The organism is Delftia sp. WSY_16 (assembly GCF_043104415.1).
Lineage (GTDB): Bacteria > Pseudomonadota > Gammaproteobacteria > Burkholderiales > Burkholderiaceae_C > Comamonas > Comamonas tsuruhatensis.
This window is the reverse complement of sequence record NZ_JBICKS010000003.1, coordinates 412,721-428,421: the sequence shown is the minus strand read 5'-3', so window position 1 is coordinate 428,421 and position 15,701 is coordinate 412,721. Positions and strand designations below refer to the sequence as shown.

14 protein-coding genes are annotated in these 15,701 nt (G+C 68.4%); 7 read left to right on the top strand and 7 right to left on the bottom strand.

What is annotated here, in order from left to right; genetic code table 11:
- Positions 1-43: 43 nt before the first annotated feature.
- The 4 genes from proC to ACF8O7_RS02730 all read right to left on the bottom strand — a co-directional run bounded on the left by proC (position 44) and on the right by ACF8O7_RS02730 (position 4,537).
- Positions 44-883, bottom strand: coding sequence for a pyrroline-5-carboxylate reductase (proC, locus tag ACF8O7_RS02745; RefSeq protein WP_016449158.1), 840 nt, complete (start codon positions 881-883; stop codon positions 44-46).
- A gap of 32 nt (positions 884-915) precedes the next feature.
- Positions 916-1,707 (bottom strand): VOC family protein, encoded by a 792-nt coding sequence (locus ACF8O7_RS02740; RefSeq protein ID WP_016452014.1) that lies wholly within the window; start codon positions 1,705-1,707, stop codon positions 916-918.
- 38 nt (positions 1,708-1,745) lie between these two features.
- Positions 1,746-2,774 (bottom strand): tripartite tricarboxylate transporter substrate binding protein, encoded by a 1,029-nt coding sequence (locus ACF8O7_RS02735; RefSeq protein WP_392442194.1) that lies wholly within the window; start codon positions 2,772-2,774, stop codon positions 1,746-1,748.
- Between the two features lie 65 nt (positions 2,775-2,839).
- Positions 2,840-4,537, bottom strand: coding sequence for a thiamine pyrophosphate-binding protein (locus ACF8O7_RS02730; protein ID WP_016449161.1), 1,698 nt, complete (start codon positions 4,535-4,537; stop codon positions 2,840-2,842).
- Positions 4,538-4,632: 95 nt separating this feature from the next.
- Between ACF8O7_RS02730 and ACF8O7_RS02725 the strand changes: the two genes are divergently transcribed.
- A complete protein-coding gene (locus ACF8O7_RS02725) occupies positions 4,633-5,328 on the top strand; it encodes a GntR family transcriptional regulator (protein WP_392442192.1) in 696 nt (231 codons plus the stop codon).
- Between the two features lie 7 nt (positions 5,329-5,335).
- Here the strand turns inward: ACF8O7_RS02725 and ACF8O7_RS02720 are convergent, their stop codons facing one another.
- The 3 genes from ACF8O7_RS02720 to ACF8O7_RS02710 form a co-directional block, all read right to left on the bottom strand.
- Entirely contained in the window at positions 5,336-6,493 is a 1,158-nt protein-coding gene (locus tag ACF8O7_RS02720) for an esterase-like activity of phytase family protein (RefSeq protein WP_392442190.1), read from the bottom strand.
- A gap of 11 nt (positions 6,494-6,504) precedes the next feature.
- A complete protein-coding gene (gene glpK, locus ACF8O7_RS02715) occupies positions 6,505-8,001 on the bottom strand; it encodes a glycerol kinase GlpK (RefSeq protein WP_392442187.1) in 1,497 nt (498 codons plus the stop codon).
- Positions 8,002-8,074: 73 nt separating this feature from the next.
- A complete protein-coding gene (locus tag ACF8O7_RS02710) occupies positions 8,075-8,839 on the bottom strand; it encodes a DeoR/GlpR family DNA-binding transcription regulator (RefSeq protein WP_016452008.1) in 765 nt (254 codons plus the stop codon).
- A 277-nt stretch (positions 8,840-9,116) separates the two neighbouring features.
- Here ACF8O7_RS02710 and ACF8O7_RS02705 point away from each other — a divergent pair, with 277 nt between their 5' ends.
- The 6 genes from ACF8O7_RS02705 (at position 9,117) to ACF8O7_RS02680 (ending at position 15,386) form a co-directional block, all read left to right on the top strand.
- A complete protein-coding gene (locus ACF8O7_RS02705) occupies positions 9,117-10,196 on the top strand; it encodes an ABC transporter ATP-binding protein (protein ID WP_310036520.1) in 1,080 nt (359 codons plus the stop codon).
- A 1-nt stretch (position 10,197) separates the two neighbouring features.
- Complete coding sequence (locus ACF8O7_RS02700) at positions 10,198-11,280, top strand: ABC transporter ATP-binding protein (protein WP_252653414.1); 1,083 nt, start codon at positions 10,198-10,200, stop codon at positions 11,278-11,280.
- Complete coding sequence (locus ACF8O7_RS02695) at positions 11,277-12,170, top strand: carbohydrate ABC transporter permease (RefSeq protein WP_212645155.1); 894 nt, start codon at positions 11,277-11,279, stop codon at positions 12,168-12,170. Before ACF8O7_RS02700 ends, ACF8O7_RS02695 begins: the two co-directional genes overlap by 4 nt.
- A 75-nt stretch (positions 12,171-12,245) precedes the next feature.
- Complete coding sequence (locus ACF8O7_RS02690) at positions 12,246-13,061, top strand: carbohydrate ABC transporter permease (RefSeq protein WP_013804448.1); 816 nt, start codon at positions 12,246-12,248, stop codon at positions 13,059-13,061.
- A gap of 182 nt (positions 13,062-13,243) precedes the next feature.
- Positions 13,244-13,552, top strand: a complete 309-nt coding sequence (locus ACF8O7_RS02685) for a DUF2160 domain-containing protein (RefSeq protein WP_016449169.1) — start codon at positions 13,244-13,246, stop codon at positions 13,550-13,552.
- A 100-nt stretch (positions 13,553-13,652) separates the two neighbouring features.
- A complete protein-coding gene (locus ACF8O7_RS02680) occupies positions 13,653-15,386 on the top strand; it encodes an ABC transporter substrate-binding protein (protein WP_126311186.1) in 1,734 nt (577 codons plus the stop codon).
- Positions 15,387-15,701: the final 315 nt, after the last annotated feature.

Below are 15,701 nucleotides of genomic sequence, written 5' to 3'. Positions count from 1 at the left end.
GTGCCTCCCTTTTGCATGGAGCCTGGGGCGCGTTGCGCCGGGCTCAGCGGCCGAATTCGGCGGCCAGCTCCTTGGCCCGTGTTTCCGCCGCCCGCATGGCGGCCACGAAATGCTCGGGCACCTGCTGCGCCTGCAGGTGCGTGATGGCGGCGTGGGTGGTGCCTCCCTTGCTGGTGACGCGCTGGCGCAGCACCTCGGCGCTTTCGCTGGAGCGGGCGGCCAGCTCCGACGCGCCCTGGAAGGTGGCCACGCCCAGGCGGTAGGACTGCTCGGCCGTGAGGCCCATGTCCACGCCAGCCTGTGTCATGGCTTCGAGGAACAGGAAGACATAGGCCGGGCCCGAGCCCGACAGGGCGGTCACGGCGTCCAGGTGCGCTTCCTGGTCGACCCAGACGAACTGGCCCGTGGTGGCCACCACCTGCTCGATGGCGCTCTTGCCCGCGGCATCGACCTGGGCGCGGGCGAACAGGCCCGTCATGCCCTTGCCCACCAGGGCCGGCGTGTTGGGCATGGCGCGCACGATGCGGCCCGTGCCCAGCCACTGGGCGATGGCGTCCGTGGGAATGCCGGCGGCCACGCTCAGGTGCAGGGCCTGGGCGGTGTGCGGCGCCACGGCCTGGGCGGCTTCCTTGAAGGTCTGGGGCTTGACGGCCCAGACCACGATGCCGGCACCGTCCAGCGCGCTGGCGGCGGCCGCGGCATCGGCATGGGCCGTGATGCCGAAGTTCGTGCGCAGCGCGTCGCGTGCAGCCTCGAAGGGTTCGACGACGACGATGCGGTCTGCGGATTGGCCCTGGCCGATCAGTCCGCCAATGATGGCGCTGGCCATATTGCCGCCACCGATGAAGGCGATGACAGGGGAGGCTGTGGAAACGGTGTTCATGCTGGTGGCGGTGGAGAAGGAAAACGAAGAGTTTAGAGCGTGTTCCCACCGTGCCAGCGCATGTCCACGCCATGGCTGGCGGCCAGGTCCAGGGGCTGTGCCGGGGCGCCGGGCCGCTGGCGCAGGGTGAGCGCGCAAGGGCCCTCTCCGCGCGTGGCAAGGCGCTGGCGCAGTGCGTCGCAGGCCGCCAGTGCCTGCGCACCTTGCAGCAGCAGGTCGAACCCCGGCAATGCCAGCCGCGCGCCCTGGTTGTCCAGCTTCTCCAGCGGCAGGCCCGGGCCCAGCAGCGCCCGGTAGCGGTCCAGGCTGGCGTCCAGATCGTGCACGGCGACGGTCAGCGAGGCTACGCCCAGCGCGCCGTTGGGATGCTCGCGCACGCTGCCTTCGGGCACGCGCAGCGCGCGCGGCGTGACGTCGCCGCACAGGAAGGGCAGGTCGGGCGTGGCGTGGCGCGCCGTCTGCCACAGCAGTTGCGCGCCGTCGGGGCGTACGCGGCCTCCATCCACGGGGCCGACCAGGGTGTCCAGCCCCCGCCCGCGCGCCTCGGCCAGGGCCTGGGAGGTGCTGCCGGGCAGCAGGGCGAAGTCCACCAGCCCCTCGCCATGGTCGCGCAGCGTGCGGTACCAGCGCTCTTCGGGGGCCGGTGCGGTCCAGGCAATGATCTCCAGGTAGGCGCCATCGGCAAAGACGACCAGCGCGTTGTGCGAGGTGCGGCCCGGATGGCGGCCGCCGATGACGACCTGGAAGCCCAGCGCGCGGTAGTCCGCCACGGCGGCCTCGAGGTCCTGCACGGCGATGACGATGTGGTCCAGCGGAAGTGCCATGAATGCTCCTGTGTTGTAAGGGGGTGCCGTCCGGATTCTCAGTCTTCGAGCTGGATCTTGTTGTCCCGCACGAAGCGGCCCCAGCGCTCATATTCCTGGCGCACCCAGCGGTCGAGGGCGGGTCCGTCCGTGGCCATGACTTCGAAGCCCGACTGCATGAGCTTGCTGCGGATGTCGGGCGTGTTCAGCGTGGCCTGGAAGTCTTCGGTGAGCTTGTGCACCGTGGCGGCCGGCGTGGCGGAAGGCGCGAAGACGCCGATCCACGAATAGGCCTCGAAGCCCGCAAAGCCCGATTCGGCCACGGTGGGCACGTCGGGCAGCTCGGGCAGGCGCTTGAGGCCAGTCACCGCCAGCGGCTTGATCTTGCCCGCCGAAATCTGGCCGCGCAGCGCCGCGTAGCTGAGCAGCGTGAGGTCGGACACATTGCCGAGCACGGCCTGCACGGCCGGGCCGCCGCCGCCGTAGGGCACGTGCAGCACGTAGGTGCCCGAGCGGCGCTTGATGTCTTCCATCACCAGGTGGTTCATGGACCCCAGGCCGGTCGATGCGTAGCTGTATTTGCCCGGGTTGCGGCGCGCCATCTCCAGGAAGCCGGCCAGGTCCTTGGCGGGCACCGAGGCCGAGGCGCCGATCACCAGCGGAAAGCGAAGCGCCAGCGACACGCCCGTGAAGTCCTTGAAGGTGTCGTAGGGCAGCCGGGACTTGGCGATGGGATTGATGGCATGGGTGTCGAAGCTGAACAGCAGGGTGTTGCCGTCCGGGGCTGACTTGGCCACGTACTGGGTGGCGATCTGGCTGGCGGCGCCGGGGCGGTTCTCGACGATGACCGACCGCCCGGCCACCTCGCCCAGGCGCGGCTGCAGTATGCGCGCGGCGATGTCGGTGCTGCCCCCTGGCGGGAAGGTGATGACCAGCTTGAGCGGGGCGGCACCCTGCGCGAACGCCGTGCCCGCCGGCCCCAGCAGGGATGCGGCGGCCATGGCCAGCAGCAGCTGGCGGCGGTAGAGGTGGCGTGAAGGGCTGCGTGAAGGGCTGCGTGAAGGGCTGCGTGAAGGGCGGCAGGGCATGGAAACTCCTTTTCAAGCGCATTGACGGGCAGAGGGGAGAGGGGGTCTGTGCGTGGGGCCTGGCGTCAACCCATCCATTGGCTCACCGGCACGGCCGTGTCCTGGAGCTCTTGCGAGATCACATCCACCAGCGCCGGGCCGTCGTGCATCAGCGCAGCCTTGAGCGCGGCTTCGAGGTCTGCCGGGTCCTCCACGCGCCATGCCTTGACGCCGAAGGCCTCGGCCACGCGGGCATGGTGGGTGCGGTTGAAGTCGACGGAGAAGTAGCGTTCATCGTAGCCGGACTTCTGGCTGGCCTTGATCCAGCCGAACACGCTGTTGGAGAACACGATCATCTTCAGCGGCACGTTGCGGCGCACGATGGTTTCCAGCTCGCCGCAGGTGAAGCCGAAACTGCCGTCGCCCATGACCGCGACCACCACGGAATCGGGCTGGCCGATGGCTGCGCCAAAGCCGGCGGACATGGCAAAGCCCAGCGCCCCGTGCGCGCGGTTGGTGATGAAGTGCCGGCCGGCCTGGGGCGCGTCGAAATAGGCCGTGAAGTAGGGGCAGGGCGTGCCGGGGTCGGCCACCACGATGGCGCGCGCGGGCAGCAGGCGGTTGAGCGTGTCCACCACGCGCTCGGGCTTGATGGGGCGCTCCAGCGAGGCGGCCAGCGGCGCGAAGAAGGCCAGCTTGGCGGCGCGCGCGGTGGCCGCCAGCGCGGCGCCGTCCGCGGCATCGGCGGGGCGGCGGGCGATGCGCTGCTGCACGGCTGCGTGCAGCGCCTGCAGGCCCAGCAGGGCGTCGCCCACCAGGGCCACGTCGGTGCGGTAGTTGGTGCCTATGGTCATGGCGTCCACGTCCAGATGGACGATGGTCACCTTGCGCGAGGGCATCTGCCAGTGCTCGGTGGTGGTGGAGCCGGCGCGTGCGCCGATGAACATCACCAGATCGGCCTGCGCCACCACGGCGCGCGTGGCCTCGACGCCGCCATTGGTGCCCACCACGCCGGCATTGAGCGGATGGCTGCCGGCAAGACTGCCCTGGCCGCTGACGCTGGAGCACACGGGCGCGTTGAGCAGGGTGGCCAGCGCATCCAGCGCGGCGCCGGCGCCCGCGATGAGCACGCCGCCGCCGCAGATCAGCACGGGGGAGCGTGCCGCCACCAGGCGGTCGGCTGCCTCGGCCACGGCCGCCGGATCGGGCGCGGACCGGTAGGCGGGATAGCGGTCATGGCCGGGCTGGGCCCAGACATCGGCCGGATCCAGCGCGTGCTTTTGCACGTCATAGGGCAGGCAGATATGGGTGGCGCCCGGCCGGCCCGTGGTCATGGCGCGAAAGGCGCTGCGCACGGCATGCGGAATCTGGTCCACGCGGTCGATGGTGGTATTCCACTTGGTCAGCGGCCTGTACAGCGCCTGCTGGTCCAGTTCGGTCAGCGGGAACTTGCCGCGTGCGCCCACGGAGACGTCCGAGGTGATGCCCAGCACGGGCACCGAGGATTCGTTGGCCTCGGCCAGGCCGGGCAGCAGGTAGGTGGCGCCGCCGCCGCTGGGGCCTTCGCACACGCCCACCTTGCCGGTGACGCGCGCATAGGCGTCGGCCATGTAGCCGGCGCTGCGCTCGTCCCGCGTGAGGATGTGGTCCATGCCGTGGTCCAGCCGCGCCATGGCGTCGTAGAAGGGCAGGCTGGTGTCGCCGCACAGGCCGAAGATGTGCTTGACGCCGTTGAGCTGAAGCATGCGGACCATGGCGTCGGCGCCATTGAAAGCGGTGGTCATGTCGGGAGTCTCCGGGCAGGTTGGCTGAGGGGTTTTTAAGAATCCATTTCAGTATACTTAAAAGTATCCAAAGCGCCAGAGGGCACAATGGCGCCATGAAAATCTCCAACATCCGCCACGAACGGGGCTCCAGCGTCTACAGCACGCTGCGTGACATGGCCATTTCCTACGAGTTCAAACCGGGCGAGCGCCTGAGCGAGAGCGAACTGGCGCTGCGCCTGGGCGTGAGCCGCACGCCCGTGCGCGAGGCACTGACGCGGCTGGTGGCCGACGGTTTTCTGCTGCCCGCCAGCCGCGGCTACATGCGGCGCGAGCTGGACGTGAAGGAGTCACTGGACCTGTACGAGGCCCGCGTGGCCGTGGAGCGCGAATGCGTGCGCTTGGCCGTGGAGCGCGCCACCGATGCCCAGATCGACGAGGCGCGGGCCTATCTGGAGCAGAGCCAGCGCGTGGCCTCCGATACGCCGGTGCGGCAGTTGGTGGACCTGGACGAGGGATTCCATCTGCGCATTGCCGACATGGCCGGCAATGCCGAGCTGCGGCGCATGCTGGCGAGCCTGAACGAGCGCATCCGCTTCATCCGGTGGATCGACATGGAGAACGTGGGGCGCGCCTCCACCCAGCAAGAGCACCTGGAAATCCTGCAGGCCTTGAGCGACCGCGACGCCCAGGCCAGCGAACGCCTGATGGCCGAGCACATCGGCCTGCGGCGCGAGCAGATCGTGGAGGCGATTGCGCGCGGTCTGACGCGCATCTACCTGCCGCAGGAGCAGGTGCAGGCCACGCCCTGAAGCGCCTTCAGGGGGCGCAGGGCGTCGAGGGCCGGTAGGCGGTGACCAGGATCTGGTTGGCCTGCGCCGGGTTGAAGTTGTCGTCGCTGGCGAACACCAGCACGCGCGTGCCATCGGGCAGCGGCGGGCCCCAGGACATGGCCTCCATGTTGTCCAGCCGCCCGCGCTGAACCGTGGACAGGTCCGCAATCAGCTGCTTGGCTGCCACCTGCGGCGGGTTGCGCATGAAGCTGTCCATGGCCAGCGTATCGGGCGCTTGCAGGCCGATGCGGTACAGCCGCGCGCCAAAGCCGTGGCCCGGGCTGTAGGAGCGCTCCAGTACCAGCAGATGGTCGGGACCGTCCGGCAGGATTTCGCTGATGCCGTTGACCTCGCGCTGGGGCAGGGCCCAGCTGGCGGCCGGCACGGCATCGGGCTGGTAGGCGATCTGGCGCAGCAGCCGGCCGTCGTCCAGGCTGACCAGGCTGATGCGCACGGGCGCGCCCGCCGTGGCGGCGCTGGCGCGCGGGCCGTCCTGGCGCAGCGGCGCCTCCAGGGCCAGCCAGGCCTGCTGTCCGTCCGGCGTGACGGCCAGCCCCTCGAAGCCGAAGTTCGAGCGCAGGCCCGGCCTGCCGTCCTTGTCCTTGAATGCGTAGAACCACCGCGCGATCTGGCGGCCCGTGGCGTCGGTCCTCACCAGCGAGGTGCCAAAGCCCCGGCCCGGGTCGCCTTCATCGGTCCACAGCAGGCCGCCGTCCGGCAGCAGGCGGATGGCTTCGGGGTCGGGCACGGGCTGGGTGGCGGGCGCGGCATGGCGCGGGAGCAGCCGCTGGCCCTGGGCATCGCGCAGCGGGTGCAGCTCGGTGATCCGCGCCTGCCAGGGATTGGAGCCGGCGCGCTGCCCGGCAGGAACCTGCTCCACGCGCAGCCGCATCCAGCGCGCGGGCCCGCGTGCCGAGCGGTCATCGCTGATGGCCATGTAGTCGCCGCGCTGCGCGTCGTAGTCCAGGCCCGAGATGCCGCCTGTGATGGCGCCGTCGATGGGCTCGTCCCGCGCAAGGGTGGTGCTGCCCAGCCATTGCAGGCGTGCGCAGGCGGTGGGCTGCGGGACCGGCAGCGCCTGCGGTGGCGCGGCACAGCCTGCCAGCCACAGGCCGCAAGCAACCAGGCTGGCAAGCCGGCGCAAGACAGTCAGCCTCAGGCCGCCAGCGCGGTCTGGGCCACCGCATGCTCCCAGCGCGCCATCAGCTCGTCGGCGCGGTGCTTGTCCAGCGTGGGCACGAAGCGGCGCTCGGCCTTCCACAGCGCCGACAGTTCCTCGGTGCTCTGGTACACGCCCGAGGACAGGCCCGCCAGGTAGGCCGCGCCCAGGGCCGTGGTCTCCACGCAGGCCGGGCGCACGACGGGAATGCCCAGCAGGTCGGCCTGGAACTGCATGAGCAGGTTGTTGACGCAGGCGCCGCCGTCCACGCGCAATTCGCTGACCGGCGCGCCGCCGCTGGCGACCGCATCGCGGCTCATGGCCAGCAGCAGGGCGGCGCTCTGGAAGGCGATGGATTCCAGCGCGGCCCGCGCAATGTGGGCGATGGTGGTGCCGCGCGTCAGGCCCGTGATGGTGCCGCGTGCATCGGGCTTCCAGTAGGGGGCGCCCAGTCCCGTGAAGGCCGGCACCATCATCACGCCGCCCGAGTCGGGCACGCTCTCGGCCAGTTGCTGCACCTGGCCGCTGTGCTCGATGGCGCGCAGCCCGTCGCGCAGCCACTGGACCACGGCGCCGCCCACGAAGACGCTGCCTTCCAGCGCATAGGCCGGCGTAGCGGTGGGCTGTGCCGCAGCGGTGGTCAGCAGGCCGTTGGCAGAGGTCTGGAACACGCCGCCTGTGTGCATGAGCATGAAGCAGCCCGTGCCATAGGTGTTCTTGGCCATGCCGGCGGAAAAGCAGGCCTGGCCGAAGAGGGCGCTTTGCTGGTCGCCGGCCACACCGCCGATGGCGATCTCGCCGCCCAGCACCTCGGCTGCCGTGCGGCCGAAATCGGCGGCGGAAGGCAGCACCTCGGGCATCAGCGCGCGCGGAATCTCCAGCAGCGCCAGCAGATCGTCGTCCCACTGGTTGGTGTGGACGTTGAACAGCATGGTGCGGCTGGCGTTGGAGACATCGGTCACATGGCGGCGTCCGCCCGTGAGCTGCCAGATCAGCCAGCTGTCCACGGTGCCGAAGGCCAGTTCGCCGCGCTCGGCGGCGGCGCGTGCGCCATTGACGTTGTCCAGGATCCAGCGCAGCTTGGTGCCCGAGAAATAGGCGTCGATCAGCAGGCCGGTCTTGCGCTGGATGGTGTCGGCATGGCCGGCCTCGCGCAGCTGGGCGCACAGCGGCTCGGCGCGGCGGTCCTGCCAGACGATGGCGTGGTGCAGGGGCTGGCCCGTGGCGCGGTTCCAGACCACGGTGGTCTCGCGCTGGTTGGTGATGCCCAGGGCGCGGATGTCGGCCGCCGCCAGCCCGGCCTTGGCCAGGGCCTCGCGCGCCGTGGCCAGCTGGGTGCGCCAGATCTCGCGCGGATCGTGCTCCACCCAGCCGGGGCGGGGATAGATCTGCGGCAGCTCCAGTTGGGCAGAGGCCACGATGCGGCCCTGGGTGTCGAAGACGATGCTGCGCGAGCTGGAGGTGCCCTGGTCCAGGGCAAGCAGATAGGTCATGGTGCGGTATCCAGGAAAAGCAGGGCCGGTGCGCGTGTCCTGTGCGGGCGGTGGCGCAGCGGCTGCGGAAAACTTATTGCGCCACCACGCATTGCACCTCGGCTTCGCGAAGCAGTGCGTCGAAGGGCGCAGGGGGCGCGGTATCGGTGAACAGGCGGTCGATCTGGTCCAGGCGTGCCAGCTCCACCATGGCCTGGCGGTGGAACTTGCTGTGGTCGGCGGCCAGCCAGACCTCGCGCGACTGGGCAATGATGGTCTGGGCCACCTTGACCTCGCGCATGTCGAAGTCGCGCAGGCTGCCATCGGGCTCGATGGCCGAGATGCCGATCAGGGCGATGTCCACCTTGAACTGGCGTATGAAATCCACGGCCGCCTCGCCCACGATGCCCCGGTCGCGCGTGCGCACCACGCCGCCGGCCACGATGACCTCGCAGTCGGCGTTGGAGCTGAGGATGGCCGCCACGTTGAGGTTGTTGGTGATCACGCGCAGGCCCCGGTGCTTGAGCAGGGCCTGGGCCACGGCCTCGGTGGTGGTGCCGATGTTCAGGATCAGCGAGCAGCCGTTGGGAATGGCCTCGGCCACGGCGCGCGCAATGCGCGACTTGCCTTCGGCATGCAGCACCTGGCGTTGGGGGTGGCCCAGGTTCTCGACCGTGGCGCTGGGCACGCGCACGCCGCCGTGAAAGCGCACCATCAGCCCGGCATCTGCCAGCTTCTGAATGTCGCGGCGCACGGTCTGAAGCGTCACGCCCAGGATCTCGGCCAGCTGCTCCACCGTGGTGGACTGGCGGCTGCGGACTTCGTCCAGCAGCTGTAGTTGGCGGGGGTTGGTGTTCACGGCAAATCCATCGGAGGGGCGATCGGGGGGACGGGTGGATGGTCGGGCAGTCAATCGGGCCGGGCGACGGGTTTATAGCGCATTTGACGCGGCCAGCCGTGGGCTGGGGAACTTTAAAACGAAGAAAAAGGAACAGCACCTAGGGTATGTGTTGATGGGCTGCGATCCGGAAAGAACAAAAATGAAGACGTTCGGGCCTTCAAACGCGCTTTGGAGGCCCGCCTTTCTCCTTGTTCAAATGCTGCCCCGGTGGCGGCCTCGCCAAAAGAGGGCAGTCGTGGAACTGGTGTTGGAGAGAATCAGCAAGCGTGTGGGTGGCCAGACCTGGCTGCACCCCATGCACCTGGAACTGGAAAGCCGCGCGGTGACCGTGCTGCTGGGCGCCACGCAGGCCGGCAAGACCAGCCTGATGCGCATCATGGCCGGCCTGGACGTGCCCACCGAAGGCCGGGTGCGCGTCGATGGCGTCGATGTGACCGGCATGCCCGTGCGCGAGCGCAACGTGGCCATGGTCTACCAGCAGTTCATCAACTATCCCTCGCTCACGGTGGCGGACAACATCGCCTCGCCGCTGAAGCTGCGCGGCGATCGCGACGTGGCGCAGCGCGTGCGCGCCCTGGCCGAGCGGCTGCACATCGAGATGTTCCTGGACCGCTATCCGGCCGAGCTGTCGGGTGGCCAGCAGCAGCGCGTGGCCCTGGCGAGGGCGCTGGCCAAGGGCGCTCCGCTGATGCTGCTGGACGAGCCCCTGGTCAACCTCGACTACAAGCTGCGCGAGGAACTGCGCGAGGAGCTGACCCAGCTGTTCGCCACCGGCAGCTCCACCGTGGTCTACGCCACCACCGAGCCCGGCGAGGCCCTGCTGCTGGGCGGCCACACGGCCGTGCTGCACGAGGGGGAGCTGCTGCAGTACGGCCCCACGGCGGAGGTGTTCCACCGACCCAATTCGCTGCGTGTGGCGCGGGCCTTCAGCGATCCGCCCATGAACCTGGTGCCCGCGCAGGCCGTGGACACCGGGTTGGAGCTGCCCGGCGGCGCGCGGCTGCCCATGGCGCTGCCGGTGGACCTGGCCGCTGCCGGCCCCCTGACCCTGGGCCTGCGCGCCAGCGCGCTGCGCCTGCAGGCCCGGCCCGGGGATGTGGCGCTGCAAGGCGTGGTGGAACTGGCCGAGATCTCGGGGTCGGACACTTTCGTGCACGCCACCACGCCCTGGGGCGAGCTGGTGGCCCAGGTCACGGGCGTGCACCACCTGGATCTGGGCAGCGCGGTTACGCTGCACCTGGACCCGGCCCATGCCTACGTGTTCGGCGCGGACGGCGCGCTGCTGCTGGCGCCGGCGCGGCCCGGAGGACGATGAGATGGCCCGCATAGAACTCGATCTGGCCCACTCCTACAAGCCGAACCCGCAGCAGGACAGCGACTATGCGCTGCTGCCGCTGAGCATGGTCTTCGAGGACGGCGGCGCCTACGCGCTGCTGGGTCCCTCGGGCTGCGGCAAGACCACCATGCTCAACATCATGTCGGGCCTGCTGGTGCCCTCGCAGGGCAAGGTGCTGTTCGACGGCCGCGACATGACGCGCGCCACGCCCCAGGAGCGCAACATCGCCCAGGTGTTCCAGTTCCCGGTGATCTACGACACCATGACCGTGGCCGAGAACCTGGCCTTTCCGCTGAAGAACCGCCGCATGCCTGCCGACCGCATCCGCGCCCGCGTGGGCCAGATCGCCGAGATGCTGGAGATGAGCGGCCAGCTCGACCAGCGCGCGGCGGGCCTGTCGGCCGATGCCAAGCAGAAGATCTCGCTGGGCCGGGGCCTGGTGCGGCCCGATGTCTCGGCCGTGCTGTTCGACGAGCCGCTCACGGTGATCGACCCCCAGCTCAAGTGGCAGCTGCGCCGCAAGCTCAAGCAGATCCACCACGAGCTGCGGCTCACGCTGATCTATGTGACGCACGACCAGGTGGAGGCCTTGACCTTTGCCGACCAGGTGGTGGTCATGACGCGTGGCCGTGCCGTGCAGGTGGGCACGCCCGCCCAGCTTTTCGAGCGGCCCAGCCACGCCTTCGTCGGCCACTTCATCGGCTCGCCGGGCATGAACTTCGTGCCGCTGCAGCAGGACGGCGGCCGGCTGCTGGCCGAGGGCCAGTACCTGTCCCTGCCCGCCGCACTGGCCGGCGTGGCGCCCGGCCTGCCCCTGAGCCTGGGCATACGCCCCGAGTACCTGGCACTGGCCTCGGCCGACGCGCCTGGCGCCGTGGCCTGCACGGTGGAGCGCGTGCAGGACGTGGGCACGCACCAACTGCTGGTGGCGCGCCTGGGCGAGCGGCTTCTCAAGCTGCGCTGCGGCGCCGACGCCTTCCTGCCCGCCGCAGGGCAGACCGTCTGGGTGCAATTGCAGGGCCCCCACACCTGCTACTACGTCAACGAGGAGCTGCAGGCATGAGCCAGACCATCAAGCCCGTCAACCAGAAGGCCTGGCTGCTGATCCTGCCGGTCATCATCTGCGTGGCCTTCTCGGCCATCATCCCGCTGATGACGGTGGTGAACTACTCGGTGCAGGACATCATCAGTCCGGACCGGCGCGTGTTCGTGGGCACGGAATGGTTTGCCCAGGTCATGCGCGACGAGGAGCTGCACTCGGCCCTGCTGCGCCAGATCGGCTTTTCGCTGGCCGTGCTGGTGGTGGAGATTCCGCTGGGCATCGCGCTGGCCCTGTCCATGCCGGCCCAGGGCTGGAAGGCCTCGGCGGTGCTGGTCGTGGTCTCGCTGTCGCTGCTGATTCCGTGGAACGTGGTCGGCACCATCTGGCAGATCTACGGCCGCGCCGATATCGGACTGCTGGGCGCGGCGCTCAACGCACTGGGCGTGGACTACAACTACACGGGCAATGCCACCCATGCCTGGCTCACCGTGCTGGTCATGGATGTCTGGCACTGGACGCCGCTGGTGGCCCTGCTGTGCTACGCGGGCCTGCGCTCCATTCCCGACGCCTACTACCAGGCCGCGCGCATCGACGGCGCCAGCAAGTTCGCGGTGTTCCGCTACATCCAGCTGCCCAAGATGCGCGGCGTGCTGATGATCGCCGTGCTGCTGCGCTTCATGGACAGCTTCATGATCTATACCGAGCCCTTCGTGCTCACGGGCGGCGGGCCCGGCAATGCGACCACCTTCCTGTCGCAGTACCTGACGCAAAAGGCCGTGGGCCAGTTCGACCTCGGGCCGGCGGCGGCCTTCTCGCTGATCTATTTCCTCATCATCCTGCTGCTGTGCTTCATCCTCTACAACTGGATGCAGCGCGTGGGCACGGCAGACAAGGAAGGGGCAAGAGAATGACCCCCACGCTCCCTTCGTTCACTGCCCCCCGAGGGGGCTCGGCCTGCCTTGGGGTGGCCCTGCGGGAGGCTGGACATGACTGAAGACCGCCGTTTCCACAAGCGCACGCTGTTCCTCGTCGCCTACCTGCTGTTCGCCGTGCTGCCCATCTACTGGATGGTCAACATGAGCTTCAAGACCAACGAGGAGATCCTGTCGAGCTTCTCGCTGTGGCCCCAGCATTTCACCTGGGCCAACTACCAAACCATCTTCACCGACGCCTCCTGGTACTCGGGCTACATCAACAGCCTGATCTACGTGGCCATCAACACCGTGATCTCGCTGACGGTGGCGCTGCCGGCGGCCTATGCGTTCTCGCGCTACCAGTTCCTGGGCGACAAGCATGTGTTCTTCTGGCTGCTGACCAACCGCATGACGCCGCCGGCCGTCTTCCTGCTGCCCTTCTTCCAGCTCTACACCACGGTGGGCCTGATGGACACGCACATCGCCGTGGCCCTGGCCCACCTGCTGTTCAACGTGCCGCTGGCCGTCTGGATCCTGGAGGGTTTCATGAGCGGCATTCCGCGCGAGATCGACGAGACGGCCTATATCGACGGCTACTCCTTCCCGCGCTTTTTCCTCACCATCTTCCTGCCGCTGATCAAGGCCGGCGTGGGCGTGGCGGCCTTCTTCTGCTTCATGTTCAGCTGGGTGGAACTGCTGCTGGCGCGCACGCTGACCAGCGTGAACGCCAAGCCCATCGTGGCGACCATGACGCGCACCGTCTCGGCCTCGGGCATGGACTGGGCGACGCTGGCGGCGGCGGGCGTGCTGACCATCGTGCCGGGCGCCATCGTGATCTGGTTCGTGCGGCATTACATCGCCAAGGGGTTCGCAATGGGGAGGGTGTGAGGCACCCCCTGAGCGGCTTACGCCGCTTCCCCCTCTCTACCCGCTTCCGCGGGGGAGGGGGACGACACCCTCGGGGCGGGGCGGCGCGGCCGGCGTAGGCCCTTCCTCGGTGTCCCTGGGCTGGGCTCTGCCGGTTTCGAGAAGCTGCTGTATTGATGCTGGATTTCTGAAAGGACTCGTCAATGTTTTCCTGGATGGCCTGGACGCTGCCGGTGGCGGTGTTCTTCAGTTGCATCGTGCTGATGCTGGTGGGCATGACGCTGTGGGAGTTGCGCAGCCCGACCGTGATGCGCAAGGGCTGGCTGCCGATGGCGACGACGCGCGGGGACCGGCTGTTCATCGGGCTGCTGCTGGCGGCCTATGTCAATCTGGCCTGGGTGGGGCTGGGCGAGAAGATGGCGCAGTGGTTCTCGCTGGAGGCCGAGCCTTCGGTGTGGATCAGTTTCGTGCTGTCCATGCTCGTGCTGGCCGTCGTGATGCGCAAAGGCTGATCACTTCATTCCATTTATCGACAGCCGGGTCCGAAGCTCCCCCGGGGCCCGCTGGTGCATGTGCATGTCGGGGAGACAGCAAGAATCTAGGAGACGGCAGATGAAACAACGACTTCACACCATCGCCCTCGCGGCGGCCCTGCTGGCGGCGGGGCAGGCGGCCTGGGCCGGAGAGGCGGAAGCCAAGAAGTGGATCGACGCGGAGTTCCAGCCCAGCACGCTGTCCAAGGACCAGCAGATGGCCGAGATGAAGTGGTTCATCGAGGCGGCCAAGAAGCTGCAGGCCAAGGGCGTCAAGGAGATCGCCGTGGTGTCCGAGACCATCACCACGCACGAGTACGAGAGCAAGACGCTGGCCAAGGCCTTCACCGAGATCACGGGCATCACCGTCAAGCACGACCTGATCCAGGAAGGCGACGTGGTCGAGAAGCTGCAGACCTCGATGCAGTCGGGCAAGTCCATCTATGACGGCTGGATCTCCGACTCCGACCTGATCGGCACGCACTACCGCTACGGCCGCATCATGAGCCTGACCGACTACATGGCCGGCGCCGGCAAGGACTTCACCAATCCGGGCCTGGACATCAAGGACTTCATCGGCACCAGCTTCACCACCGCGCCCGACGGCAAGCTCTACCAACTGCCCGACCAGCAGTTCGCCAACCTCTACTGGTTCCGCGCCGACCTCTTCGAGCGCAAGGACCTCAAGGACAAGTTCAAGGCCAAGTACGGCTACGAGCTGGGCGTGCCGCTGAACTGGAGCGCCTACGAGGACATCGCCGAGTTCTTCACCAACGACGTCAAGCAGATCGACGGCAAGCCCATCTACGGCCACATGGACTACGGCAAGAAGGACCCCTCGCTGGGCTGGCGCTTCACCGATGCCTGGCTGTCCATGGCCGGCGCGGCCGACAAGGGCATTCCCAACGGCATGCCCGTGGACGAGTGGGGCATCCGCGTGGCCGACGACAAGTGCACGCCCGTGGGCGCCTCGGTCTCGCGCGGGGGCGCCACCAACTCGCCGGCCGCCGTGTTCGCGCTCACCAAGTACGTGGACTGGATGAAGAAGTACGCGCCCAAGGAAGCCATGGGCATGACCTTCGGCGAGTCCGGCCCCGTGCCGGCCCAGGGCCATATCGCGCAGCAGATCTTCTGGTACACCGCCTTCACGGCCGACATGACCAAGCCCGGCCTGCCCGTGGTCAATGCCGACGGCACGCCCAAATGGCGCATGGCGCCCGGCCCCAACGGGCCGTACTGGAAGGACGGCATGCAAAACGGCTACCAGGACGTGGGCAGCTGGACCTTCTTCAAGGACCATGACGCCAACCGCACGGCCGCCGCCTGGCTCTACGCGCAGTTCGTCACCGCCAAGACCACCAGCCTCAAGAAGACCATCGTCGGCCTGACGCCCATCCGCGAAAGCGACATCCGCTCCAAGGCCATGACCGACATGGCGCCCAAGCTCGGCGGCCTGGTCGAGTTCTACCGCAGCCCCGCCCGCGTGGCCTGGACGCCCACCGGCAACAACGTGCCCGACTATCCCAAGCTGGCCCAGCTGTGGTGGAAGAACGTGGCCCAGGCCGTCACCGGCGAGAAGACGCCCCAGGGCGCCATGGACAACCTGGCCGAGGAAATGGACCAGGTCATGGCCCGCCTGCAGCGCGCAGGCATGGCGCACTGCGCGCCCAAGCTCAACCCCAAGGGCGACCCGGCCAAGTGGCTCAGCGACAAGCAGGCGCCGTGGAAGAAGCTGGCCAATGAAAAGCCCAAGGGCGAGACGATTGCGTATGACACGCTGCTCAATGCCTGGAAAAACGGCAAGGTGCGTTAGCACCCCCTGAGGCGCTTGCGCGCCTTCCCCCTCTCTACTTGCTTCGCAAGGGAGGGGGACGACGCCCTCGCCGCGAGGCGGCTCTTGCTCGGCGTCCCTGAGTTGGGCCGTGTCGGCTTTGGACAACATGCCCTGTGCTGGTCTCCCGGCCTATCTCCAAATTCGTTGACTGCAAAAAACACGAAACGAAAGATAGCGAAGAAAAAAATACAAAAACGAGCGAAAATAGCGGAAAACCCGATTCCGTCCCCTTCGCATTGGGCGCAGGCGTGGCGTCCCGGGTGCTGACATGGCGGCTACATGGCGCCCTGTTAA